We start from the raw sequence: 24,860 nt of genomic DNA, 5'->3' as shown, positions 1-24,860 counted from the left end.
CGTTTTGTCTGCGCTTTTCCCCTCAGAGGGCTTGAATCCACTCGTGGATGTTGTATTCTATCCAGACTTGGTGCTGCCAGTAGGGGTCGTTTTCAATGAGCTGGCGCACCTTTTCTTCGTTATCTGCCTCGTAAATGGCAAAAAAGTAGCGCAGATCTTTGGTGGGTCCGATGGTGATGAGAATCCCTTGGGCTTTTTGAGCTGCAAGACCGTCAAGATGCGCTTGGCGATAGGGGGCACGTCGCTCAAGGACATCCTCGCAATAACGTCCCCAAGCCACAAATTTTGTCATTTCATCCTCCTAGGCCTGTTCGGCAGCGAGTTGTGCCAGTTGTTCCTGCTGATCGCGGGCAATACAGGCTTGAATAATTGGTTCGAGATCGCCTTCTAGGACACTACTGAGACTAAAGTTTTGCCCTAGGCGGTGATCGGTGACGCGGTCGTCTTTGTAGTTGTAGGTGCGGATTTTTTCAGAGCGATCGCCTGTTCCCACTTGGGAGCGGCGCATTGAGGTAATGGCCTCCTGCTGCTCCCGCAGCTTCATTTCGTAGAGCTTCGCCCGCAGAATTTGAAAGGCTCGCTCCTTGTTCTTCAACTGGCTGCGTTCTTCGGTGCAGAAGATGCGAATGCCTGTCGGCTTGTGGAAGAGGTCAACAGCCGTTTCCACCTTGTTGACATTTTGGCCGCCTGCCCCCCCGGATCGCGCCGTGGTAATTTCAATATCTTTTGGATCGATTTCGACTTCCACTTCATCCACTTCAGGCATCACCGCCACCGTGGCCGTTGAGGTATGGATTCGTCCCCCTGCTTCGGTGACGGGTACCCGCTGCACGCGATGGACACCGGATTCAAACTTCAGCTTGCTATAGACGCGATCGCCCTTGATTTCAAGGATTGCCTCCTTGAAGCCGCCCATCTCAGCCAGGGATTCGCTCACTAACGTAACCTGCCACCCCTGCGTTTTGGCATAGCGGGAGTACATCCGCACCAAATCCCCTGCCCAAATGCCTGCCTCATCTCCCCCTGCGCCGGCGCGAATTTCCAGCATGATGTTTTTCTCATCATTGGGGTCGCGGGGCAAGAGTAGAATTTTCAGGCGTTCCTCAAGTTCGGCGATGCGGCGACTCAGATTAGCCACTTCCTCCTCAGCCATTTGCCGCAGTTCCGGTTCATTGACCGCCTCTTTCAGGAGTTGGCGGGCATCCACGAGTTGCTGAGTCAAGGACTGCCATTCATGGTAAGCATTGACCGTTTCCTCTAGGGCAGCACGGGAGCGAGCTACCTTCTGAAACTCTGTTGGATTGACCGCCACATCGGGATCCGCCAACCGACGGGTGAGTTCCGTAAAGGTTTGCTCGACAGTGCGTAGTTTTTCCAAAAGATAGGCTTCTGCCATAGGAAGAACGGCGAGACTCTAAACTTTACGGGAGTAGTACTCAACCACAAGGAGTTCGTTGACTTCAAGGGCGACCCACTGCCGCTCCACAATGCCCGTGACTCTGCCGGTGAGGGTACTTTTATCTAGCTCCAGATGACTGGGAATATTGGCAAGGCCGGGATTTTGAAGATTGGTTTCCACCAAGCGGCGCGATCGCTCGTTATCGCGAACTGTAATCACATCCCCCGGACGGCACTGATAGCTGGGAATGGAAACACAGCGGCCATTGACGAGGATATGGCCATGGTTCACCAGTTGGCGGGCTGCTGGAATCGTGGGTGCCATACCCAGGCGGAAAACGGTGTTATCCAGCCGCATTTCCAATAATTGTAGGAGGGTTTGCCCCGTGGAACCACTCACGCGACGGGCTTTGCGCACATAGCGCACCAGTTGCCGCTCCGAGATCCCGTAGTTGAAGCGCAGTTTTTGCTTTTCATCAAGGCGCAGGGCGTATTCCGAGCGTTTTTTGCGAGCTTGGCCATGTTGACCGGGGGGATAGCTCCGCTTGGGAGTTTTGCGGGTGAGACCGGGTAGCTCACCCAGACGACGGACAATTCTCAAACGAGGGCCACGATATCGAGCCATGCAACTATACCCAACCTACAATGATGATGGTGTCTAACCAAACGAAAGATCAACTGATGTGCCGAGGGCAACTGGATCAGCTTGTCTAGTGTATCAAGAGAATAGGGGCGATCGCAACCCTAGGGGGAGGAGGGAAGGTCAGTCTCACGGCCTGCCTGCAGAGCCTTCAGATCCAAAAGGCTGACCATTGTACCCGTCAGCGGAATGGCCAAAAAAATCCCCGCCAAACCGCCCACGGTTCCGCCCACCAAAAGGGCAAAGAATAGAACAATTGGATTTAAGTTCACAGAATCTCCCATAATTCGCGGCATTAGGAGATTTTCTTCCACCTGCTGCAGGACAATACAGCTAATCAGCACCTGTAAACTCAGCAAAACTCCTTTGGGAAGCAAAACCAAACAGACAAGTCCAATTCCAAGGGTGGCGCCAATGCCGGGAATGAGATCAAAGCTGCCAGCAATGGCTGCCAATGCTAAGGTGTAGGGCACCTGGAGAATCAAGAGCACCACAAAAACAGAGGCGCCAAAAAATAGCGAAAGTAGAAAACGCCCCCAAAAAAAGCCCAGAAAATTTCGCCTTAAGGCTAAGGGCAAGCGCTCGCGCCACGGCTCGGACAAAAAGCTCAATAGATACTGCCACAGGGGTTCCCCCTCCAGCAGCATGAAGAAAGTAATCACAGCAATAATGATGCCGCCCAGAAAGAGACCAAACACTGACTGGAGTTTGCCAAAGCCAAACTGAATGCCCGCAAGCGTAAAGTTGCGCAATTCTGACTCCAGTTGCTGGAAATTAATGTCCAGATTCCAGCGGCGGAGAAACTGCTGCATGTTCTCAAGGGACTCAATCCACAGATCAATTTGCTCAGGCAAATTGGTGATTAGCTCTTGTAACTGGCCAATGATTGCCAAGCCGAGGGTAATTCCTAGCCCGATCAAAATAGCAAGTGTGCCAAGAAAGACAACCGTCACTGCAACCCCATGGGGGAGATACCTCTTGAGCCAGCCCACGGGATAGTTGAGCAAAAACGCCAAAATAGCGGCAAAAAGAAAAACTAGCAAAACGTAGGCAAAGTAGGACAACAGTTGCACCCCAATCCAGCCGAGGGCAAAAAGTAAAAGTAGGCGCCACAGGCGGCGGTTTTCAAGGCGATCGAACCAATTGAACATAGATTGCATCAGCAAGCTTGCAATGCCTTGACTATAGCCTACAGAGGGAATTGTGCGGCCTCCAGCCGATTTTAGGCTAACCCACTCAAGATTGGGGTCGGACACCGAGCCCCTGGGGGAGGCAGCTATACTTTGCCAAAGGGCTTTATTCCCCTTGCTTTACAGTCGGTCTGCACCTTTGGGATCATAGGATAAGGGTCTCAATTGTGTGGAGTAAGTTGGCGTGGATGACCACAGTTGGCAAACCAGTTCCCAGTGGATCATGGTGGGTCTGTTGCTCTTGTTTGCGATCGCCCACAGTGGATTGGCTAGCCTCCGCTCCTGGGCAGAAAAGCGAGTGGGTGCCCGCCTTTATCGCATTTTTTTTGCCCTTGTGAGCTTGCCCTTAGCCACCCTTTTGATTCTCTACTTTTTGGCACATCGCTACGACGGCGTCCAGCTGTGGCAACTCCAGGGGGTGCCGGGTATGGGGGCACTGGTGTGGAGCTTATCGGCAGTCTCGTTTCTCTTCCTCTATCCAGCCACCTTTAACTTGCTAGAAATTGCCGCCGTGCAAAAGCCAGAGATTCACCTCTATGAAACGGGGATTATTCGCATTACCCGCCACCCGCAGTTGTGGGGACAAGTCCTCTGGTGTGTGGCCCATACTCTGTGGTTGGGGACCTCCTTTACCCTGTTGACTTCCCTAGGTCTAATTGCCCACCACTGCTTTGGCGTTTGGCATGGCGATCGCCGTTGGTACGCACGGCATGGCGAGGCTTTTACCGCCCTGAAAGCTCGCACCTCAATCCTCCCCTTCAAGGCCATTTGGGAAGGCAAACAACAGTTGGTGTGGCAGGAATTTTTGCGCCCCGCCTATGGGGGAGTGGCCATTTTTGTTGCGTTGCTGTGGTGGCTGCACCCCTACTTTTACCGTGTCACCCCTCAAATCTTGCCCTTTTAGCGTTTCCTGTAGAAATTGCGCATAATTGAGGTTAGAGATATCCCGTTTCAGGCAAGTTTTTTCCACCCGTGTCCCCCCTCTTTTCTTTCCCCCCTTCTGCTGCTGAATCTCGCCTTCCTCGTCTTTTCAATCAATTGCAACCGCCCCCCGAAACCGTCGTACTCCTCTTGGCAGTACTGATTGGCGGCAGCGCGGGACTCAGTGTGTTGCTATTTCGTTACCTGATTGAAGCGATTCATCACATTGCCCTTGAAAAGTTGATGGGACTCATCGGTCAATTGGGCACTTGGACCCTGGCCTGTATTCCTATGCTTGGGGGCTTGCTGGTGGGGACAATCCGCTGGTTGGTTCAGGACTTTAGTCCCAACCTGATGTCACTGATGGGGACTGTAGAAGCTGGCAAGGAAATTCCCTTCATTCGCCCTATTGCCAAAACCCTTGCGGCGGCGATTTCCCTCGGCACAGGTGCCTCCCTCGGTCCAGAAGGCCCCAGTGTGGAAGTGGGCGCCAATCTCGGCATTCTCTTGGGTCAAGCGCTGAAGGTTTCGCGAGGGCGGCAAAAGTTACTCCTCGGTGCAGGAGCAGCGGCAGGTTTGGCAGCCGGCTTCAATGCCCCGATCGCTGGCGTCTTCTTTGCTCTAGAGGTGGTTTTAGGAACCACGTTTGAAACAACGGCTGTAAGTGTAGTGCTGTTAGCAGCTGTTATTTCTGCCCTCATTACCCAGATTGGCCTAGGTTCCCAACCTGCCTTTGATTTGCCGACCTATGAGGTGCGCAGTTCCCTAGAGCTGCCTTTGTACCTAGGTTTGGGGCTTCTCGCCTACGGTGTTGCCGTCGCCTATACTCAGTTGCTTCGGTGGTTACCCCTGATCTTTCAGGGCAAAATTGCCCCACTGCAGTGTTTAGGCCGCATTCCCCTACCGCTGCGTCCCCTTGTGGGGGGGCTGTGTGTTGGCTTGGTTGCCCTGCACTTACCCCAAGTACTAGGAATTGGCTATGAGACAGTAGAAGCCATTCTGCGGGATGTCCACTTTCCCTTGGGGCTCCTATTGGTGTTGCTCTTGGCCAAGATGGTGTTGACGGCGGTGAGCTTAGGCAGTGGTTTGATTGGCGGTATCTTTGCACCGGCTCTCTTTTTGGGAGCCTCCTTGGGTGCTGCTTATGGTAAGGTGTTGCCCCTCCTGCTACCGATGTTTGCTGATAGTATTGCTACTCCTGCCGCCTACGCAACGGTGGGAATGGCAGCGGTTCTTGCCGCCAGTGTCAATGCTCCCTTGACGGCGATTTTGCTGCTCTTTGAAATGACGCGGGACTATCGGATTATCCTACCCCTGATGGCCGCAGTGGGTCTAAGTGTCTGGTTAATGAATAGTTTTCAAAAACGGCAGGAACTGCCGCCATTGGCAGTCAGGGTTCAGTCTCAGGAAGCGGAGCCAGAGGAGAGTTTAGCTAATCTTTCGGTTGCCGAAGCCATGCAGTCCAATGTGCTGTTGTTAAATGAAACGATTCCTCTGGTGGTTGCAGGGCTGCAACTCATTGAAAGAAAAGCCTACTGTTCATTTGTGATTGACAATCAACAGCAACTGGTTGGCCTTCTCACGCTGGGGGATGTTAACCGCGTGCTTGCCCGTTGGGAGGCCGATCAGGAAACCACCGCTTATCAGACGCAAACGGTGGGCGCTGTGTGTACGCGTAACCTACTGCTTGCCTATCGGGATGAACCGCTAAAGGATGCCCTAGATCGCATGGGGGCGCGGGATTTGCGGCAGTTGCCAGTGGTGGATCGCAACAACCCGCAACAGGTTTTGGGACTGCTCACCAGAGAAGATATTCGCCTTGCCTACTATTTGGATCAGACGCGGCGTAAGCTACTGCCCTACCTAGAGCGAGCAATGTTATCTATGCCTTCAGAACCGGTGGCTTCCGATTTGCTGCAGACTTTCCATTAACTGGGCGCGCAGGTGAATGACTTCGCCAATGACAATTAGAGCAGGGGTTTGAATTTTTGCTGCCTCGCAGGTGGCGATCGCTCGTTCCAATGTTGTCACCACCACCCGTTGCTGCGGTGTGGTTCCCGATTCAATCAAGGCTAAGGGGGTCTGGGGCGATCGCCCACCCGCTATCAGTTGCGGCACAATCTCCCCTAAGTGGTGAAGTCCCATGTAGATCACAATCGTATCTACCGCCGTAGCCAGCGCCGACCAATTGACCCGCGGTTGATAGCGGCCCGCAGACTCATGGCCTGTGACAAAGACCACCGAAGAACTCAAATCCCGATGGGTCAGGGGAATCTGCGCATAGGCTGGGGCAGCCACGCCACTGGTGATCCCCGGCACCACTTCCACAGTAATGCCTGCCTGCACCAATGCCAGATACTCTTCACCGCCCCGGCCAAAGACAAAGGGATCGCCCCCCTTAAGGCGCACAATGACCGCATGGCGCTTTGCCAAATCAATCAACAGGCGACAAATCTCAGCCTGGGAAAGAGTGTGATTCCCCCGCCGCTTGCCCACATGAATTTTTTCTGCTTGTGGGTTAATCAAGCCAAGAATTTCGGGGCTAATCAGCGCATCGTAGAGCACCACATCTGCCCATTCCAGCAGTGTCTTGGCACGCACCGTCAGTAGTCCCACATCTCCCGGCCCTGCGCCCACCAAATATACTTTTCCGATCAATTGGGATGAACTCATTCTTGAATAAGACCCTGTGTCACGGTTTCTACCTGCTGAGGAGCTAGAGGAGTTTACTCAACACTCACCATTTCTGCCGGTAGCGCTTCCCACCCTTGTCCCTTGCGTACCAGTAGCGGTGGTTCGACGGTGAGATCAAGGATACTCGACGTTTGCTGTCCCGGCGGCTCCCCCGTATCAATAATCAAATCCACCTGTTTGTCAAAGACATCGAAGAGATCTGCGGTATTCACATAATAGGTTTCGTCCTCGGGCAACCGTGCCGAGGTGGAAATAATGGGATTACCCAAGGCGGTCAACAGCGCTTGGCTTACGACGTGGTTAGGTACACGAATCCCCGTAGTTTTGCGTTTGGGATTTTGGACAAGGCGGGGCACCAGTTTAGTAGCCGGCAGCAAAAAGGTGTAGGGTCCCGGAACCAGGCGACGCATGAGGCGGTAAGCGGAATCGCTGACATAGGCATACTGGGCAATGTTGGAGAGAGAAGAGCACAAAAAGGTGACAGGTTTATCGTTGGAGAGTTGCTTGAGGTGGCGTACCCGTTGCACCGCTGCTTTGTGGTTCATATCGCAGCCAATGGCATAGACTGTATCGGTGGGGTAGAGCATGACTGCCCCTTCTTTGAGAGCCTCAACAATTTGGGCGATCGCGCGGGGTTGGGGGTTAACAGGATGAAGTTCAAAAATCGCTGCCATTAAAGAATCCACAAGGGCACTGCTGCCATAGCGTAGTTTTAGTTTAACGGCAAGGCATGGGCGAACGCACCTCCGAGGACTATTAGCCCTATTGACATCCTTCCCGGCCTGAAAGCCGGAGAAGTTCCTGCTTCCCACCGCCCACGCGGTTCGATATGCGGGAATGAGGCGGCTCATGGCCTACTGCGCTTTTCATGCCGACGGAAGCTGTGGTCGCCGTCCTAGGTTGCTTCAAGTTGTGACGGTGCGCCGATTTCCATCGTGCGCCAATACATCGAGAGCAGCGGACGCCACACTGAAAACGAGCCGAAGGCAGACAAGGAGTTCAGTTTTCTTGGCTTGCCAGGTTGCCTAGGGCTGCTGAAAGCCCCGACTTCAGTCGGTGGAAAGTTTACGTGTTGACCTAGCTGATCTATTGGGATGACGCGCCCTAGCACCAAGAGGGGTAACATCCACTGTTAAAATTTGTGATGGGTTATGCATCCGTGCAGCATTTTTGCCCTTAGGAGAGAACGAATTTGAGCGAAGCAGCTGTTGCCATTGTTACCGGTGCCTCACGGGGAATTGGTCGGGCGATCGCCCTTGAACTGGCGAAGGAGGGAGCTACGGTGGTTGTCAACTACGCCCGTTCGGCTGAGGCCGCCCTTGAAGTAGTGCAGACTATTGAACAACAAGGGGGAAAAGCCATTCCCATTGCTGCTGACGTTTCTATCCCTGAGCAAGTGGATGCCCTAGTGGCAAAAACACTGGAAACCTACGGCCGTGTGGATGTCTTGGTCAACAATGCCGGTATTACCCGCGACACACTGCTGCTGCGCATGAGCCTTGAGGACTGGCAGGCGGTGATTAACCTCAACCTGACCGGCGTTTTCCTGTGTACTCGTGCGGTGAGTAAGTTAATGCTCAAGCAAAGGCGGGGACGGATTATCAACATTGCGTCTGTAGCAGGACAAATGGGCAACCCCGGCCAAGCCAACTACAGTGCTGCCAAAGCGGGCGTAATTGGCTTTACGAAAACCGTTGCCAAGGAGTTAGCCAGTCGGGGCATTACTGTCAATGCTGTTGCCCCCGGCTTTATTGCCACGGAGATGACAGCGGGTCTAAAAGCCGAAGAAATTCTTAAATTTATTCCTCTGGGGCGGTATGGCGAACCCATGGAAGTGGCGGGCATGGTGCGCTTTTTGGCCTTGGATCCAGCAGCCGCCTACATTACGGGGCAAGTCTTCAATGTGGATGGTGGTATGGTAATGGCCTAAATGGCTTGGAGTAGTGCAGCAACCCATGACCAACGCAATTACCCTTCCCAGTCAATATAATCCCAAGCAAACCGAAGCCAAGTGGCAACAGCTTTGGGAGCACAGCGGTGTTTTTCACGCTGATCCCAACCGTCCTGGTAAACCCTACTGCATTGTCATTCCACCCCCCAATGTCACCGGCAGTCTGCACATGGGGCACGCCTTTGAGCATGCCCTAATTGATGTCTTGGTTCGTTACCACCGCATGATTGGCCGCAATGTCCTCTGGCTGCCAGGGACAGACCACGCCAGTATTGCTGTCAGCACTATTTTGGATCAACAGTTGCAGGCGGAGGGCACCAACCGCTTTGCCCTTGGACGAGAGGCCTATCTCCAGCGGGCATGGGCGTGGAAAGAGGCATCGGGAAATACAATTGTCAGCCAAATTCGCCGCTTAGGTCTATCGGTGGATTGGTCGCGGGAGCGCTTCACCATGGACGAGGGACTGTCGCGGGCAGTGCTGACCGCCTTTAATCGCCTCTACGACGCAGGGCTAATCTATCGCGGTAAGTATTTGGTGAACTGGTGTCCCGCCAGCCAATCGGCAGTCTCGGACTTGGAGGTGGAAAACCGGGAGGTGCAGGGGCATCTCTGGTATTTTCGCTATCCGCTGGCGGATGGCTCAGGATATTTGGAGGTGGCGACAACCCGTCCGGAAACGATGCTGGGGGATACGGGGGTGGCAGTCCATCCGGAGGACGATCGCTACCGACATTTCATTGGTAAAACAGTACGCCTGCCCCTAGTGAATCGAGAAATTCCCGTGATTGGCGATCCGTTGGTGGATCCGACGTTTGGCACTGGCTGCGTCAAGGTCACCCCCGCCCATGATCCCAACGACTTTCTCATGGGGCAACGCCATCACCTACCGATGATTAACCTGATGAATAAGGATGGCACCCTCAATGAGAATGCAGGGGAATTTGCCGGTTTGGACCGCTTTGTGGCTCGCAAGCAGGTGGTGGCTCGCCTAGAGGCAGAGGGCTTTTTAGTACGGGTGGAGGATTACAAACATACGGTTCCCTATAGCGATCGCGGCAAAGTGCCCATTGAACCCCTGCTTTCTACCCAGTGGTTTGTGAAAATTCGTCCCTTGGCAGATGCTGCCCTCAAGGCGCTGGATCACAAGCACTCCCCCCGCTTTATCCCCGATCGCTGGGCCAAGGTCTATCGCGATTGGCTGGTGAATCTGCGGGATTGGTGTATCTCGCGGCAACTGTGGTGGGGGCATCAAATTCCCGCTTGGTACGTGGTCAGTGAAACCAACGGTGAAGTGCGCGATGACACTCCCTTTGTGGTAGCGATGAATGAAACGGAAGCGCGCGCCAAGGCGATCGCCCAATTTGGCCAGGAGATTCAACTCCAGCAGGATGAGGATGTCCTAGATACTTGGTTTTCCTCTGGCCTATGGCCTTTTTCTACCCTAGGCTGGCCTGAGGACACCCCCGACTATCGCCGCTATTACCCCACCACCACCCTTGTTACAGGGTTTGACATCATCTTTTTCTGGGTGGCACGGATGACCATGCTGGGGCAGTACCTCACCGGAAAAATCCCCTTCCGCGATGTCTATATCCATGGCTTGGTGCGGGATGAAAACAACAAAAAAATGTCCAAGTCCGCCAACAATGGCATTGACCCGCTCATTCTCATTGACAAATACGGCACCGATGCCCTCCGCTACAGCTTGGTCAAGGAAGTGGTGGGTGCCGGTCAGGATATTCGCCTAGCCTACAATCGCAAGACCGATGAGTCGGCCACAGTCGAGGCCGCCCGCAACTTTGCTAACAAACTTTGGAATGCTTCCCGCTTTGTCCTGCTGAATCTGGAGGGACAAACCCCCGCCCAGTTGGGAACACCGCGGCGGCGGGATCTAGCAGCTAGCGATCGCTGGATTCTCAGTCGCTACCATACGACCGTTCAAACCACCCGCCAGCGGATTGAAAGCTATGGCCTTGGGGAAGCCGCTAAGGGACTCTATGAATTCATCTGGGGTGATTTCTGCGACTGGTACATTGAACTGGTCAAGCCGCGTTTGCAAGGAGAAAACCCCAAGGCCAAGCGCACCGCTCAGCAGGTGCTGGCTACCGTGCTGGATGGCACCCTGAAGTTGCTCCATCCTTTTATGCCCCACATTACTGAGGAAATCTGGCACACATTGCATCAAGTGGAAGACAGTGAAGTTTTGGCGGTGCAACCCTACCCAAAAGTAAACCGCCGCGCTATTGATCCTGAGCTGGAAGCCCAATTTAGCCTTTTAATTGAAACGATCCGCACCATTCGGAATCTACGGGCAGAGGCGGGGATTAAACCCGGAGTCTATGTGAGTGCTCTGATTGAAGCCAGTGCCGAGGAAGAGCCGATTTTTGAAGCCGGGGCTGCCGATATTCAACATTTGGCTCGTCTGGAGTCGCTGACGATTGGCAGCGGACTGCAAATTCCCTCGCAGGTCTTTAGTGGTGTGGTGGGCAAGAGTGAGGTGCTCATTCCCCTCGCGGGGGTCGTGGATGTGGCGGCCTTGGCAACTAAACTCCAGAAGGAGAGCGATCGCCTAACGGGGGAAATCCAGTCTTTAACGGCTCGCCTCAACAACCCCAACTTTGTCCACAAAGCCCAACCCGAGGTAGTAGCCACAGCCCAAGCCCAACTGGCCGCTGCCCAGCAACAACTGACCATTATCGAACGCCGACTCCAGTCCCTGACTGTCCATCCTTAAACCCAGCAGTGCCATGATGACGGTAAAGGGGAGGCGATTAAAATGATCCGAGAACGGGATGCCCAAACAAAAAATAGGGAGGCAACGCCCCCCTGAACTGCAATTCAACTGCAATGAACTGAGAAGGTCTCAGCCTTAATAGCGATAGCCACTGTAGCCGCTGTTGGCCTGATTGGGCTTATAGACAATGAAGCTCATCACTTGACACTGTTTAATGTTGTCAAAGGCCACCACGCGGATGAAACAGTTGGGATACTCAGAACGGCACTGCTGTACCTCATTGAGTACCTCTTGGGCATTGGTGCAGTTAAAGAGGGGCAGCTTCCACATTGTCCAGTAGCGAATTTCTGCATCAGAGCTTTCGTTAAACTCCACGCAAGGATGGTAGCCCTGATCAATGGCGTACTGGATTTGGCGGGCAATTTGGGCGTCACTAAGGGGAGGCAGGTAGGAGAAGGTTTCGTAACGACGCTCTTTGGGTAGGGTCTTCATAGCTTCCTCAATTGGTTCACAATTAACACAGTTAACAACTTATTCAGGAGTTTCGCGGTTGTTGCTCTCAACATTGGCGTCAGACACTTGGGTCATCCGCTCCAGTTGTTGACAGCGGTGTTGTAAATTGGCCTGCTGGATGCCAGTCCGCAGCATTTCCGGTAGGTAGTCTGCCACCATTTCCGCGAGATGTTCGCGCACCGTAAGAATGCGAAAACCGAGATCGGGCTGTTCGCGAAAGAGGGCTTCCAAGTAGCGCTCGCCATCTTGGATACTTTCTTGACTCGTGAACTGGTGCAGCCAGAGGGATCGCGGTGGATCAGTCTCGGCCAACTGCCCGATCACGGTTCGCACGGCCTGATAGGTTAAGTAACTAATCAGGGTTTTGGTGGTTTGCTTCGCAATGTGCTTGACATCCATAGACCTGCGGGGAAATCGTTGCCACAGCTTCGATTGAACCCCATTTACCCCACCTAGATTGTGTCCTGCGCCTCAAACTCGAATTTGATTTCCTTCCAGAGTTCGCAGGCGGCAGCCAGTTCAGGACTCCAGCGGGCAGCTTCACGGATGATGTCGCCGCCTTCGCGCATGAGATCGCGGCCTTCATTGCGAGCTTGGATACAGGCTTCAAGTGCCACGCGGTTGGCCGTTGCCCCCGGTGCATTGCCCCATGGGTGACCCAAAGTGCCACCGCCAAATTGCAGCACGGCATCATCGCCAAAAATGTCCACCAAGGCTGGCACGTGCCAGACGTGAATACCGCCGGAGGCAACCGCCATCACCCCTGGCATTGAGGCCCAATCTTGGGTGAAGTAAATGCCACGGGAGCGATCTTGCTCAATGTAATTTTCCCGCAGCAAATCCACAAAGCCCAGGGTGACGGCCTTATCCCCTTCGAGTTTACCGACCACCGTACCCGTGTGGATGTGATCACCGCCGGACATCCGCAGGCACTTGGCCAGGACTCGGAAGTGAATCCCATGGTTTTTCTGGCGGTCAATCACTGCGTGCATGGCGCGGTGAATGTGCAGGAGCACCCCGTTATCGCGACACCACTTAGACAAGGTGGTATTAGCTGTAAAGCCGGCGGTGAGGAAGTCGTGCATGATGATGGGCATTCCCAGCTCTTTTGCAAACTCTGCCCGTTTTAACATTTCTTCGCAGGTCGCAGCGGTCACGTTCAAGTAGTGACCTTTGATTTCGCCGGTTTCTGCTTGGGCTTTGTGAATAGCATCAGCAACAAACAGGAAGCGATCGCGCCAGCGCATGAAAGGTTGACTGTTGACGTTTTCATCGTCTTTGGTGAAGTCCAACCCACCGCGCAGTGCTTCATAAACTGCACGACCGTAGTTTTTTGCCGACAGACCCAGCTTGGGCTTAATTGTGCAGCCCAAAAGCGGACGACCATACTTGTTGAGTTTATCGCGCTCCACCTGAATGCCGTGGGGCGGGCCTTGGAAGGTCTTCAAGTAGGCCACCGGCAGACGCAAATCTTCTAAGCGCAGAGCTTTGAGAGCCTTAAAGCCAAAGACGTTGCCGACAACCGAGGTGAGGAGGTTCGTCACCGAACCTTCTTCAAACAAATCAAGGGGATAGGCAATGTAAGCAATAAACTGATTATCTTCCCCCGGCAGCGGTTCGATGTCGTAGCAGCGCCCCTTATAGCGATCCAAGTCGGTGAGCAGGTCAGTCCACACTGTGGTCCAGGTGCCGGTGGAGGATTCTGCAGCAACGGCTGCGGCGGCTTCCTCAAAGGGCACCCCTGGCTGTGGGGTCACACGGAAAGCCGCCAGAATATCAGTATCTTTGGGAGTGTAATCGGGGGTGTAGTAGGTCAGGCGGTAGTCCTTTACCCCTGCCTCATACCCAGCTTTCTGGGATTTCGATTGCGTGTAGGCCATAGACGTTGTTCCTCTTTAACGGTTAGTGTGCCAGATAGAGCAGTCTCTACGGGCAACTTTTGCAATGGGTAATATGAACGCTACGATTCCCCCAAATGGGGCAAAACTTAGCAATAGGGGACTCGGCGAGATGATAAAACCACCCACAAGCCTTTAGTGTTGTCGTAGGTCTTATGCTTAAGCATCAGCTTAGTTGATACCCAATGCAATAACTTTTGCTTTGGAGATTCTTAATTATTCTATAGGTTTGAGTTATCAATCTTTAGAATTGTTTATGGGTTTCTAATCAGAAGGATATAATCCTAGTCTGATCTCTATCAAAAAATGACTAATCATTGCCTTAAATCAATTTAACAGCACCCATGGGGGCGATCGCTCTATTGTTCTTCAAAGAAAGAGGGTGGAATTTCTATGAGTTCAATAATTCAGTGGTATCCCGGCCACATTGCCAAAGCAGAACGTGCCCTCAAGGAACAGCTCAAACAAGTGGACGTCATCTTAGAAGTGCGGGATGCGCGGATACCCCTCGCCAGTTGCCATCCCCAAATTCGGCAGTGGGCCAGTGGCAAGCACCGCCTTTTGGTGCTTAATGGTATGGACAGAATTAGCGATCGCGATCGCCAGCAATGGCTGGCATGGTTTGAGGCACAGGGGGAGACGGTCTTTTTCACCAATGCGCAACGGGGTGAGGGGATTCGCCGACTCCAACAGGCGGCAGTGCAGTCTGGGGTAGCAATCAACCAGCGCCGCCAACAGCGGGGCATGCAGGTAAGAGCGGTGCGCGCCGTTGTCTTGGGGTTTCCCAATGTGGGCAAGTCAGCCCTGATTAATCGCCTCCTACAGCAGCGGGTTGTGGAAAGTGCCGCCCGTCCCGGCGTGACACGGCAGCTGCGCTGGGTGCGCTTGTCGCCCACGTTAGAACTTTTGGATGCCCCCGGTGTCTTGCCGATGAATTTTAAGAATCAAGAGGCGGCGGTAAAACTGGCCATTTGTGATGATATTGGCCAAGCGGCCTACGATCCCTGCCGGGTGGCACCGATTCTAGTGGAGTTGCTGCATCGGTTAGGACACGCCGATCGCCTTAGCGATCGCTATGGTTTAGCCGTCACTGACACGGGGGAAACCTATCTGCATGATCTCGCCCACCGCCGCTACCATGGGGACTTAGAACGGGCGGCACGACACCTGTTGCAGGACTACCGCCGCGGTTACTTGGGGGCGATCGCCCTTGAGCATCCTCCTCAGTAATATCCATGCACCCAACGCAAATGGAGACAACTGTGAAAACACCTAAAAACAGCTTGGTAGCCCCGTACTTCAGTGCTGGGTGGAAAAGCGTTAGGGCGATCACCGGTGATGTGGGTCTTCAATATATTTTTGAATTGTGGCAGCACTAACATTGCCTGCGGTACAGAAAAAGTATGAGCGACTCCAGAGGCTAGGCAAACGAGTTAGTTGTGGAAACTCTTTTCTCAAGTAGTTGGAGGAGCGACCTTTGAACGCTTTAACAACCAAATGAATGGGAACATGGTCTGGGGCAATTTCCAAGGCTCTGATGTTCCAGCCCTTCTCAACAGCTAACTCTTGCCAAATTTGAAACAGTCGAGTGCAGATGTCTGCGATTAATACTTTCTTGCGCCGTTTCGGGCAAAAAACATAATGCACCCCCGCCATTCCAACGGCGTGATTGTAGTGGTTATACTTTGCACATTCAAATTGAGGATGCTAGAAGATCGTTATGATATATGTTATCAGTGCACAAGTATGGACTTTGGTTGCCGGCAAAATCTTCTCTCGCCCAACCCAGAAGAACAGGCTGTCCTTGAGTACCTGTGCCAAGAATCCAACAAAGTCTATAACTGCGCCTTGTACTACGCCCGTCAAGTCTTTTTCAAGACAAAACGAGTCGTAAATCGGGCTGAACTTTGCTCAGAGATGGTAAAGAGCAAGAACAAACATTTTGCTGCAATGTATGTTTCTTCGGCTCAACAAACTTGCAATGCTGTGGCCGAAGCATTCAAATCCTTCAAGGCATTACAAAAACTGTGGCGGGCTGGACAGCTGGAAACTAAACCAGCCCCACCCAAATATCGCAAGCAGGGACTTTTCACGGTCTCTTACCCGACTCGATGGTTGAAGTTAACAGATAGAGGAATTCGCATTCCATTAGGTGATCAAGTCAAAGCCTGGTTTGGACTTGATGCGATTCATTTGCCGATGCCAACCAACCTGGATTGGAACTCGCTCAAAGAAGTGCGAATATTGCCCCGCAATGGATGCTTCTATGCAGAGTATGTCTATCAACGGCCTGAGACTCCATCTGTGTCGTTGAATGCCTGCAATGCTCTTGGGATTGACCACGGCATTGATAATTGGCTAACTTGCGTTAGTATTGTTGGAACCAGCTTCATTGTCCCAATAGTGAAACGGCCACTAGCAAGTTCTTGAAAATTTGGGAATTTGAGCTATTGATTGATCTGAGCTTACAGCAGGAGAACTACACCCTAGCCTTTATGCAATTTGCCCAGATGCTTGAACGGCTTCTGTTTTGGCAATGTGAACAGAAAAATTGGCGCACGCAGGGATACTTGAGTGAAAGTGAGGAACTCTTGCAGAAAGGCAACTATCGCGATCCGACATTGGGGGTGCTGTGGCAGGCATGGGCAAAAGTGGAGCAGCGATCGCCGGATGATTCCTTCGTCAAAAAACTGGCGAACGTCAATGAATATCGCAATGGGGTTGTTCACTGCAATCGAGCGATCAGCCTTGAAGAGTTGACTAAGCTGGCAAATGTTTCCCTAGAGGCATCCCCCCAAGAAATTCATCAAGGGTTGCTAGAGATGCTTCGCCAAGTTCTCAATCAAGACCAACAGCTTCAAAAAGGAGTGGCGCGATCGCTCTACGAGTGGGGATTAGAGCGGTTGCAATCCTCAGCCTAAGCGGCAATCTCCACACCAAAAACCTCTTGGAAGACCTTGCGTACCTTGTAGCCGGAGTCAATGGACTCGAGCGGATCTTTGCGCAGTCGGTGGCGCAGACAGAGGACAATCACCCGTGCAATATCGTCAACGGTAACCTCGGTACGTCCCTCGAAGGCAGCCAAGGCCTTGGCCGCCCGGTTGGTGACAATGTCTCCCCGCAGGCCATCCACATCTAGCTCGGCGCACACTTGGGAAATTTTCACCCGCAGTTCGTGATCAATGGTGACCCTAGGCAATAGGGCTTGAGCAGCCACTAGCTTGGCTTGCAGCGCTTCCTGTTGGGCTTGGTATTTGGCCAAAAAGGCTTCGGGATTTTGATCAAATTGCGATCGCTGCTCCACAATTTCCACCCGCAGGGCCGGATCCTTGACCGTGCGAATCTCGGCGTGCATGCCAAAGCGATCTAGGAGTTGCGGTCGCAGTTCACCTTCCTCTGGATTGCCAGAACCAACTAGGACAAAGCGTGCCGGGTGACGAATGGAAATGCCCTCGCGCTCAACGGTATTCCAGCCGGAGGCAGCCGCATCAAGCAAGACATCCACCAAGTGATCGTCGAGGAGGTTGACCTCATCCACATAGAGAATGCCGCGATTTGCTTTTGCCAAGAGTCCCGGCTCAAAGGCCTTCACCCCCTCAGCAAGAGCTTTTTCAATGTCAATTGTGCCGCACACCCGATCTTCAGTGGCCCCCAACGGCAGATCCACCATGGGCACTTTTTTCTTAATGGTGTGAATCGGTTCACCTGCTGCCACAGCCACCTTCACAGCATCGCTCATCAGATCGGGATCGCTGGGGTGGCTATTAAAAGGATCATCGGCCACTACCTCGATTTCGGGTAGCAGATCCGCTAGGGCACGAATTGTAGTTGATTTGCCCGTACCGCGATCGCCCATGATCATGACGCCCCCAATTTTGGGGTCAATCACATTGAGCAACAGTGACAGTTTCATTTCGTCCTGACCGACAATCGCCGCAAAGGGGAAAACAGGCCGACGAGGTACAGCAGTCGCAGTCACAGGCATCCCATCGCAAAAACAGCATTGATTATTGTGCCATATCGCGTTTGTCCTGCCACAGCAAAATTTTTCCGCAAAATTCTAGCTCTAGGTGGAGAAACCGTGGTAGCCTAAATAGGGATAACTTAAGAGCTAAATGCTTACATTGCTTTTGCTCTGCCCCATCTATCACGGTTCTCAATTAGCAATAATCGCTGTGAACCAGATGAGTCATTTTACACCACCAATAGAGACGGGGGCTTTACGTGCCGGTGTGGGATGTAGGCCTCAGTTGCGAGCGGTTTTTCACGCCCGACTGTCCATTTTTGAATTGTGTTGTTTTTAAGCTGTCTAAGGGAGGTTTCTTTATGTCCGTGCGTTTATATGTGGGCAATCTGCCGCGTGAACTGAGCCGCGAAGAGCTAGAAGCCCTATTGACCCAAGAAGTGGGGGAAGTAGGTACCACTAAGCTGATCACCGATCGCAAAACTGGCAAGTGCCGAGGGTTTGGCTTTGTTACCGTCGAATCTGAGGAAATAGCGGATCAGGTGATTGAGAAACTCAACGGCTACACCTTTAAGGACAATCCTCTCAAGATTGAGAAGGCCAACGACAAGCCCAAATCTGAAGTTAAAGAAAAAGAAAAAGAAGAAGCACCCGCAGAAAAACCCACTCCCAGCAACCGCAGCAACAATCGCAAAAATAACAAAAATAATGGGCGGCGTACCCAAGCCAATGCTGCGCCGACAGAGTATGGCTCTGGAGATACGGAAGCTGCTCAACCAGATCCTCGCTGGGCAGATGCCTTAGCACAACTCAAGGAACGGCTGCTCGCTCAAAGCAGCAACGCTTAAGTGTTTTAGGCAGTTTCCATGACGGCGGATCCTTGGCCATTTGTTACTCCGGGTATCCCCGATGGTCTGTTTGAGCGATTACCAGGTATTCCCCTCACCCAACGGGAAACGCGGTTATTGATGCTTTCCTATTTGCGGCTTGAGCCGGACTCCTGCCTTTGGGATGTGGGGGCAGGCACAGGGACAATTGCTGTTGAAGCAGCACGCTTGGCGAAGCGGGGAAAGGTGATTGCCATTGAACGAGACGAGGAAGTGGTTGATCTCATTCAGCGCAATTGCGATCGCTTTGGCGTCAAAAATGTCCAGATTGTTGCCGGTTCGGCGCCAGATTGCTTTCCTCAGTTACGCGGTACACCACAGCGCATTTGCCTTGAAGGAGGACGCCCGATTAAAGAAGTTTTACTCCGAGCTTGGGAGTATCTTGCGCCCGGTGGCCGTTTGGTGGCGATCGCCAGCAGTTTGGAAAATCTCTATGCCCTCTCTGAAGGCTTCGCGACAGTCCAAGCCCGCAGTCTAGAGGTGGTGCAGTCGGTGATCAATCGTCTGGAAACACGGGGGGGACACCAAATTTTTGCAGCGGTGGAACCGATCTTTATTCTCAGTGGCGAAAAAATTTCCTAATGGGCATTGGACAATTGTGGGTGGTGGGTACCCCCATCGGTAATCTGGAGGACATGACTGCTCGTGCCCTACGTATTCTCAAGGAGGTGGATCTGATTGCTGCGGAGGATACGCGCCACACTGGTCGCCTCTTACAGCACTTTGGCATTACCACACCACAAATTAGCCTCCATGAGCACAATACTCGGCAGCGTGTGCCCCAACTGCTTCAGCGCCTAGAAGCAGGTCAGCAGATTGCCCTAGTCAGTGATGCAGGCTTACCGGGGGTGTCCGATCCCGGCTATGAATTAATTACTGCCTGTATTGCCGCAGCTATTCCGGTGACCCCAATTCCCGGCCCAAACGCTGCCTTGACGGCCTTGATGGCCTCAGGATTACCCATGAATCGCTTTTGCTTTGAAGGCTTTTTGCCTCCCAAGGGGCGCGATCGCCAGCAGCGACTGGCGGCATTACAACAGGAAACTCGCACGATTCTTCTCTACGAAGCCCCCCATCGCTTGGTGCAAACGGTAACAGAGCTATGTCAGACCTTGGGGAGCGATCGCCCCCTCGTCCTCGCTCGTGAACTCACCAAATACCATGAGGAGTTTTGGCGCGGCACGTTGGCTACTGCTTGTGCCCATCTCGCTAACCATCCTCCCCGAGGCGAGTACACCCTGGTGATAGGGGGAGCTGCTTCCTCCTCTTCAGCCGTAGATTGGGAAGCTCTCAAAGAAGAACTAAGTGCTCTACTGGCGCAAGGCTTTTCTCTTACTCAGGCTAGCAGCCAGATAGCAACTCTTACTGGCTTGCCACGCCGCCATATCTACAAACTAGGATTGGAGTTACGGCACAGAGAAAGTTAAGAGAAAGGAAACAAGCTAGTTTTGATTGGCCTCAACGGCATCCAAGACAATCCCCCTCCCTCAAACGAGGGTTTGTAATTTCTTGGGCAGCTCACTCCTAATCATACAGTTAAGACTTTGGAAAGGTAAAATCAGCATCTTATAGCCAAACAGTGCCAGCCAAAACAGGCAAGATCGGAAGCTTTTGGCTGTTTCCCCCGTAATAAGAAGTAAAGGCTACCAACAAGAGAGACAAGGTAGGAAATTGGCCAACTCCAGTCTCCATACTTTCGTGCCATTTGAGGCAATCTCATAAGCTCTTGCTCAAGATAGGCAAACCAATCACCATTGGGTGCCAACTCCTCAATCTTAAAACCATATCGTGGCAGGTGATATTCATACCAATACCGACTAAATCCAGTCGCATAGTGGTAGGGCGCAAAATGCACTAGAGATGCGAAGGGGGCGGTGAGAATTAATTTGCCCCCTGTTTTCAGTAATCGGGAAAACTCTTCTAGAGCTTTGAGGGGATCGGGAATGTGCTCGAATACTTCACTACAAAGGATCACATCAAAAGAGGCATCAGGCTCTGGAATCTCTGTAATGTCACAAACAAGATCAACTTTGCTAGTGTCCCAATTTCCCACCTGCAGACCTTCCTTATTTCCTTGACCATCGTACTGGCAAAAGTCCTGAGAAACGTAGATGAGATGCTCACACAGGTGTTTATTCCTCAGTTCGCCGGCTCCGGCATCCAGGATTCTCAATCCGGGTGGAATAGAGCGTAACTTTTGTTCCAGCCACTTGCTGCGGCCAGTTTCATTTTTGCTGCCAAATAGCGAAGAAAGTAATTGAGAAAACATTATTTTTTGACTCCCTAACTGATGATCTAGATTGTTTATGCTTGCTTAATAAATGTGAAGATGCCAAGAGAGTAACGCAATCTGGATAGTTGCTCTATGTCATGATTTGGCTTTGTGGATTCTACTAATGTATCATTTCGATCCACATAGGCAAATTTCTCTAAAATCAAGCCCAGATTGGTAGTCAATTCTAAAAGATACATAGGGTCAATAATTCTATGCCCATTAAACTCAACCTTTTCTCTACCAATTGGTACAGAAAGGTAAAATAATCCTTTTGGCTGAAGTAGTTCCGCCATTTTTTGCAGGCCAACTAGATGTCCTTCTGGATTTATGGGATCACCATAGCGCCCAAGACCAAAGTGCTCTAAAGCATGCAGACACGAGAGAGAATCGCAATAATTACTCAAAGAAAAATTTGGATTCATCAGATCTACCTGACGAAAAACAACATTTGGAATAGAGGATTTAAGAGGTCTAATGTCAAAAACTTCAACTTCTCTAAAGCTAGCAACATGAGCAATAAAACCGTCTATTCGAGAGCCAATATCAACATGTCGCAGTGGATGATTTTTAAAAATCTCTTGAGCAACGTACAAATCTTGCCAAAAGTACTCTCCCTTTGCTACTCCTGCTTCCTCATACCAATCATGTAGGCAGGGGAGCAGTCCCAGGGAGCCTCGATAGTTTTTTTTGAATTGGATTAAATCCTTAAGGTAGCGAGGCATGCTTATTAAACCCTTAACCAGCTGCAATAGGTTGATATGAATTCCCAGTTGCAGTAACAACCAATTAGGACTTAGCACTGCCAATCTCACTTCTATTTGCAAAAACAATAGGTTATGATATTACATAATGACTGGCCGTTTCAGCAATAGTCCGGAGGAACTCTTTTCCTTAAAACAGGCGGGAGCCAATCCAAAAATTGAGGGTAAATCGGCAATCGGGGAACGAGTTCCCATCCCCAAGTCTGGAGCTGAGTTTTCAGTTGGTCAATGTCCCTATGGGGATAGTCTGGATTGACATGATCCAAGGGGACGATGCCCCCCAAGTCGCGAGCACCGGCTTCTAGGCACGTCCGCAAGACCTCTGGATCTGTGACGAGATTTGCCGGAATTTGAATGGTAATCTCCTCGGGCAAGAGCGATCGCGCTAACCGTACCACGTTCGGTAATTGCCACAGATCAAAGGGGGGCAACGCTGCGTCCTGTTGCTGGCCGGGACTGTGGGGTTGCAGAATAACCTCCTGAATGTGTCCCCAACGCCGATGGCACTCAGCAATCGCAGTGAGGGTCTCTGCCCAGTCCTGTGGTTCTTCGCCAATCCCCAAGAGCAACCCCGTGGTGAAGGGAATGCCTAGTTCCCCTGCCTGTTCCAGTTGCCTCAAGCGCAGTTGGGGGTCTTTGCTGGGGGCATGGCGATGGACAGTGTGCAATAGTTTTGGGGTCAATTGCTCTAGCATGAGTCCCATCGAAGCATTCACCGCCTTAAGAGTGGCCATTTCTACTCCACTGAGGGGACCGGCATTGGTGTGGGGCAAAAATCCATAATCCAACGCTAAGGCGGCTAGCTCGTAAAGACGCTCCAACCATTGGGAGCGTTGAGGACTGTTGGGGGCAACTTCACCACTGAGAATGAGGATTTCGCGCACGTGCTTGGGGTCAAGAGAAGCAAGTTGTTTGGCTGCTGCCTCTACACTCAACCAACCGCTGCTGCCAATATCGCGGCGAAAGTTACAGTAGGTGCAGCGGTTAAAGCACTCGTAGGTGGGGACAAGGGTAAAGGCTGGACTGTAGGTTACTGTGCGATCGCCCATAGCAGACTAGCAAAAGAGTGACCTCATCTCAGGGCCAGTGCGTTCAAGACGGTTATTGCCGAGGCGACAGTCACCATTGTTAGGGTTACCATCAATCCGAATGTCTGGATTAAATCAAAAATAAAATGGTTAACAGATAATTTAATCGCGCATTTGATGATTACCTTCAGTTGTTACAGCCATGGCCGAGGGAGAAGATCTTGGTTTCAGTCGGCATAACGAGCGATCGCGAAGACGTAGAGGGCATGACCTGCCAACAACGTTAACCACATAAGCGTTACCGTCGGCATAAAGGGCACTGCCGTGGGTTGCAGTTGATGCCAAAACCAGCCACCGGAATTAAAAGCAGCAAAAAGGGCAACATGGACGGCAAAATTCATGCGATCGTCTAGGCGGCGATAGCGCGGATCACGGCGATCGGGCTTACGGGGCCAACGGGGAGGCATACACAGCGTACCTAAATCACTTCCAGTTCGTCGGGGTGAAAATGGGCAATAAATTTGGGACTAAAGCGCACCTGAATTGGGTAGTTGGGGCTAATGGGACGACCTTGCCAGTCGTTGAGGATGGCGCAAACTTCTCCTTCCATTCCCTGAAGGTCAAAGGGTTCGTTACGATGCTCAGGATGGTGATAGACCACGGTGGGGGTCTTGACGCGCACCCGCAGACCAACACTTAAGGTTTGTTGTTCCATGACGCTCATTCGTTTGTTGTTCTCCTCGACTGGCAGGGGTTTTGTTTTTATCGTCGCATACGGATCGCCAAGGGCGATCGCCCTAGGACAATTGAAAAGTATTTGTTACCATCGCGAGCGCATCCCGTTAGTTGGAAGAGCCGATGATCTGATGACCGAGGGAGTTGCCATTGCCGCTTATAGTCATTACTGGCATCAGCAGCAAGGAGCGCACTTGATGGCGTTTTTCGGGGCTGAGGTATTCCTGCTGGACACAGCGCCAAGTTTGCCACTGGCGTGTCTGCTCAAGGGCAATCATTTCTGCAAGGCAAGGAGAGGCTTGGCGGAGGTTAAGTCCGAGTTGGGTACGGAAAAAATCATGGAGGACAACGCCATCGTGAAGTGTACCTAAGAGTTCTTGCAACTGAGCAAAGGCATCCACCTGTTTAGCGAAGGCATCTCCATAGACACTGCTAAAGAGTTCCATCTGATAGCGGACTCGCTTAGTTTGCTTGCGGAGATCGTGGAGATCTTCACCTGCTGTTTGCAGCCACTGGGGCGGGTTACTAACCGCAAGGAAGACGGGGCGATCGCCCTGCCATTCAATCGCCACTTGCCACCCCGGATGCAGCAGCAGTTGACACACCAGAGGCAATAAAATATCTGGCGCAATCAGTTCCGTTGGTAAGTTGGCAACCTCACGATATTGAGGAGCAGCTAGCCATTCTTCTAGCCCCTGTTGCAATTTGCGATAGCGATCGCTCCGCAGCAGTTGGAGGGCTTTTTGCAGCAGTTCTGTGCGTTGTTTTTCAAGTTTCTTAATTAGTTTTGCCAGTTGTTGTTGCTCAGGGCGAGGCAGATGAGGGTAATACTGCTCCTTGAGCGCCAGCATCATGACATCTAAATCCCGCACGGGACTGAGACTGCCCGCGATCGAGCGCACCCGCTGAATTGACACCCCCTTGGGCAACCGCACTGTGTTGCAAAACACTTCCAGAGCCGTTCGCAGGCGACGCAGACCCACCCGCATCTGGTGAATTGCCTCAACATCGCGATCGCGAATCACCCCCGGCTCATGTTTGCTAATTTTGCGGTAGTACTTTTCAAAAGCGGCGTACGCGACATGCCCTAGGGTTTCCATCAGCCCCCCTGCTCAGCGCCCAAAGAAATACCACTACTAAATTAACGTTGATTAACCAAACTTACTCTTATCTTAATTTTAACTTAACCATGTTGGAGGGCTGTGGCTGACTCACGATTTGGCAACAAAAACCCCGCTCAAGGAGAACGGGGATTAGTGGAGTCATACAGT

The 24,860-nt window shown here is 52.1% G+C and carries 26 protein-coding genes and 1 pseudogene; 10 read left to right on the top strand and 17 right to left on the bottom strand.

Annotation, left to right across the window (positions count from 1 at the left end; translation table 11 throughout):
* Positions 1-22 precede the first annotated feature (22 nt).
* The 4 genes from Q0683_RS03130 to Q0683_RS03115 all read right to left on the bottom strand — a co-directional run bounded on the left by Q0683_RS03130 (position 23) and on the right by Q0683_RS03115 (position 3,189).
* Complete coding sequence (locus tag Q0683_RS03130) at positions 23-292, bottom strand: YciI family protein (RefSeq protein WP_298613502.1); 270 nt, start codon at positions 290-292, stop codon at positions 23-25.
* A 9-nt stretch (positions 293-301) separates the two neighbouring features.
* The gene (prfA, locus tag Q0683_RS03125; protein WP_298613505.1) at positions 302-1,396 is read right to left on the bottom strand and encodes a peptide chain release factor 1; all 1,095 of its coding nucleotides are present in this window, start codon (positions 1,394-1,396) and stop codon (positions 302-304) included.
* A gap of 18 nt (positions 1,397-1,414) precedes the next feature.
* Positions 1,415-2,023 carry a 30S ribosomal protein S4 gene (gene rpsD, locus Q0683_RS03120; RefSeq protein ID WP_298613508.1) on the bottom strand — a complete coding sequence of 203 codons (609 nt, stop codon included), beginning with the start codon at positions 2,021-2,023 and terminating at the stop codon, positions 1,415-1,417.
* A 119-nt stretch (positions 2,024-2,142) separates the two neighbouring features.
* Positions 2,143-3,189 (bottom strand): AI-2E family transporter, encoded by a 1,047-nt coding sequence (locus tag Q0683_RS03115; RefSeq protein WP_298613511.1) that lies wholly within the window; start codon positions 3,187-3,189, stop codon positions 2,143-2,145.
* Between the two features lie 223 nt (positions 3,190-3,412).
* Between Q0683_RS03115 and Q0683_RS03110 the strand changes: the two genes are divergently transcribed.
* Positions 3,413-4,132, top strand: coding sequence for an NnrU family protein (locus tag Q0683_RS03110; protein ID WP_298613514.1), 720 nt, complete (start codon positions 3,413-3,415; stop codon positions 4,130-4,132).
* Positions 4,133-4,200: 68 nt separating this feature from the next.
* Positions 4,201-6,081 carry a chloride channel protein gene (locus tag Q0683_RS03105; protein WP_298976239.1) on the top strand — a complete coding sequence of 627 codons (1,881 nt, stop codon included), beginning with the start codon at positions 4,201-4,203 and terminating at the stop codon, positions 6,079-6,081.
* Here the strand turns inward: Q0683_RS03105 and cobA are convergent.
* Positions 6,040-6,822: a uroporphyrinogen-III C-methyltransferase gene (cobA, locus tag Q0683_RS03100; protein WP_298613520.1), complete on the bottom strand. Its 783-nt coding sequence runs from the start codon at positions 6,820-6,822 to the stop codon at positions 6,040-6,042. The two genes, Q0683_RS03105 and cobA, sit on opposite strands and share 42 nt — an antisense overlap.
* Before the next feature lie 53 nt (positions 6,823-6,875).
* On the bottom strand, positions 6,876-7,517 hold the full coding sequence (locus Q0683_RS03095; RefSeq protein WP_298976235.1) for an L-threonylcarbamoyladenylate synthase: 642 nt from the start codon (positions 7,515-7,517) through the stop codon (positions 6,876-6,878).
* 518 nt (positions 7,518-8,035) lie between these two features.
* On the opposite strand from Q0683_RS03095, the gene fabG reads away from it, so the two are divergent.
* The gene (gene fabG / locus Q0683_RS03090) at positions 8,036-8,773 is read left to right on the top strand and encodes a 3-oxoacyl-[acyl-carrier-protein] reductase (protein WP_298613526.1); all 738 of its coding nucleotides are present in this window, start codon (positions 8,036-8,038) and stop codon (positions 8,771-8,773) included.
* Positions 8,774-8,798: 25 nt separating this feature from the next.
* Positions 8,799-11,528 (top strand): valine--tRNA ligase, encoded by a 2,730-nt coding sequence (locus Q0683_RS03085; protein ID WP_298976234.1) that lies wholly within the window; start codon positions 8,799-8,801, stop codon positions 11,526-11,528.
* Between the two features lie 135 nt (positions 11,529-11,663).
* Here the strand turns inward: Q0683_RS03085 and Q0683_RS03080 are convergent, their stop codons facing one another.
* Genes Q0683_RS03080 through Q0683_RS03070 form a run of 3 tightly spaced genes read right to left on the bottom strand, consistent with a single transcriptional unit; the run spans position 11,664 to position 13,921 of the window.
* The gene (locus Q0683_RS03080) at positions 11,664-12,020 is read right to left on the bottom strand and encodes a ribulose bisphosphate carboxylase small subunit (RefSeq protein WP_250683123.1); all 357 of its coding nucleotides are present in this window, start codon (positions 12,018-12,020) and stop codon (positions 11,664-11,666) included.
* Positions 12,021-12,059: 39 nt separating this feature from the next.
* The gene (locus Q0683_RS03075; protein WP_298613536.1) at positions 12,060-12,440 is read right to left on the bottom strand and encodes a RuBisCO chaperone RbcX; all 381 of its coding nucleotides are present in this window, start codon (positions 12,438-12,440) and stop codon (positions 12,060-12,062) included.
* A 53-nt stretch (positions 12,441-12,493) separates the two neighbouring features.
* Positions 12,494-13,921: a form I ribulose bisphosphate carboxylase large subunit gene (locus Q0683_RS03070; RefSeq protein ID WP_298976233.1), complete on the bottom strand. Its 1,428-nt coding sequence runs from the start codon at positions 13,919-13,921 to the stop codon at positions 12,494-12,496.
* Between the two features lie 411 nt (positions 13,922-14,332).
* Between Q0683_RS03070 and ylqF the strand changes: the two genes are divergently transcribed.
* Positions 14,333-15,169 carry a ribosome biogenesis GTPase YlqF gene (ylqF, locus tag Q0683_RS03065; protein WP_298613541.1) on the top strand — a complete coding sequence of 279 codons (837 nt, stop codon included), beginning with the start codon at positions 14,333-14,335 and terminating at the stop codon, positions 15,167-15,169.
* A 99-nt stretch (positions 15,170-15,268) separates the two neighbouring features.
* On the opposite strand, the pseudogene tnpA reads toward ylqF, so the two are convergent.
* Positions 15,269-15,622 (bottom strand): annotated as a pseudogene (gene tnpA, locus Q0683_RS03060) (IS200/IS605 family transposase); the annotation flags it as partial.
* A gap of 63 nt (positions 15,623-15,685) precedes the next feature.
* Between tnpA and Q0683_RS03055 the strand changes: the two are divergent.
* Both Q0683_RS03055 and Q0683_RS03050 read left to right on the top strand, forming a co-directional pair.
* The gene (locus Q0683_RS03055; RefSeq protein ID WP_298976231.1) at positions 15,686-16,369 is read left to right on the top strand and encodes a transposase; all 684 of its coding nucleotides are present in this window, start codon (positions 15,686-15,688) and stop codon (positions 16,367-16,369) included.
* Positions 16,366-16,860 carry a hypothetical protein gene (locus Q0683_RS03050; RefSeq protein ID WP_298614390.1) on the top strand — a complete coding sequence of 165 codons (495 nt, stop codon included), beginning with the start codon at positions 16,366-16,368 and terminating at the stop codon, positions 16,858-16,860. The genes Q0683_RS03055 and Q0683_RS03050 overlap by 4 nt, the downstream gene beginning before the upstream one ends.
* On the opposite strand, the gene bchI is transcribed toward Q0683_RS03050, so the two are convergent.
* Positions 16,857-17,918: a magnesium chelatase ATPase subunit I gene (gene bchI / locus Q0683_RS03045; RefSeq protein WP_366142722.1), complete on the bottom strand. Its 1,062-nt coding sequence runs from the start codon at positions 17,916-17,918 to the stop codon at positions 16,857-16,859. The genes Q0683_RS03050 and bchI overlap by 4 nt on opposite strands.
* Before the next feature lie 347 nt (positions 17,919-18,265).
* Here bchI and Q0683_RS03040 point away from each other — a divergent pair, with 347 nt between their 5' ends.
* Genes Q0683_RS03040 through rsmI form a run of 3 tightly spaced genes read left to right on the top strand, consistent with a single transcriptional unit; the run spans position 18,266 to position 20,217 of the window.
* Positions 18,266-18,751 (top strand): RNA-binding protein, encoded by a 486-nt coding sequence (locus Q0683_RS03040; RefSeq protein WP_298614386.1) that lies wholly within the window; start codon positions 18,266-18,268, stop codon positions 18,749-18,751.
* Between the two features lie 18 nt (positions 18,752-18,769).
* Entirely contained in the window at positions 18,770-19,372 is a 603-nt protein-coding gene (cbiT, locus tag Q0683_RS03035; RefSeq protein ID WP_298614384.1) for a precorrin-6Y C5,15-methyltransferase subunit CbiT, read from the top strand.
* A complete protein-coding gene (gene rsmI, locus Q0683_RS03030; protein ID WP_298976226.1) occupies positions 19,372-20,217 on the top strand; it encodes a 16S rRNA (cytidine(1402)-2'-O)-methyltransferase in 846 nt (281 codons plus the stop codon). The genes cbiT and rsmI overlap by 1 nt, the downstream gene beginning before the upstream one ends.
* 131 nt (positions 20,218-20,348) lie before the next feature.
* Here rsmI and Q0683_RS03025 read toward each other — a convergent pair whose 3' ends face one another.
* The 6 genes from Q0683_RS03025 to Q0683_RS03000 form a co-directional block, all read right to left on the bottom strand.
* Positions 20,349-21,059: a class I SAM-dependent methyltransferase gene (locus Q0683_RS03025; RefSeq protein WP_298976224.1), complete on the bottom strand. Its 711-nt coding sequence runs from the start codon at positions 21,057-21,059 to the stop codon at positions 20,349-20,351.
* Positions 21,060-21,094: 35 nt separating this feature from the next.
* Entirely contained in the window at positions 21,095-21,787 is a 693-nt protein-coding gene (locus Q0683_RS03020; RefSeq protein WP_298976222.1) for a DUF268 domain-containing protein, read from the bottom strand.
* Positions 21,788-21,927: 140 nt separating this feature from the next.
* Positions 21,928-22,875, bottom strand: coding sequence for a 7,8-didemethyl-8-hydroxy-5-deazariboflavin synthase subunit CofG (gene cofG / locus Q0683_RS03015; RefSeq protein WP_298976220.1), 948 nt, complete (start codon positions 22,873-22,875; stop codon positions 21,928-21,930).
* A 206-nt stretch (positions 22,876-23,081) separates the two neighbouring features.
* On the bottom strand, positions 23,082-23,321 hold the full coding sequence (locus Q0683_RS03010; RefSeq protein ID WP_298611245.1) for a hypothetical protein: 240 nt from the start codon (positions 23,319-23,321) through the stop codon (positions 23,082-23,084).
* An 11-nt stretch (positions 23,322-23,332) separates the two neighbouring features.
* On the bottom strand, positions 23,333-23,578 hold the full coding sequence (locus Q0683_RS03005) for a ferredoxin-thioredoxin reductase variable chain (protein WP_298611243.1): 246 nt from the start codon (positions 23,576-23,578) through the stop codon (positions 23,333-23,335).
* Between the two features lie 118 nt (positions 23,579-23,696).
* On the bottom strand, positions 23,697-24,689 hold the full coding sequence (locus tag Q0683_RS03000; protein WP_298611241.1) for a CHAD domain-containing protein: 993 nt from the start codon (positions 24,687-24,689) through the stop codon (positions 23,697-23,699).
* Positions 24,690-24,860: the final 171 nt, after the last annotated feature.

This window comes from uncultured Thermosynechococcus sp. (assembly GCF_938074695.1).
Classification (GTDB): domain Bacteria; phylum Cyanobacteriota; class Cyanobacteriia; order Thermosynechococcales; family Thermosynechococcaceae; genus Thermosynechococcus.
Note: the sequence above shows the minus strand (reverse complement) of the source record. Positions and strands in the feature narration are given on the sequence as shown.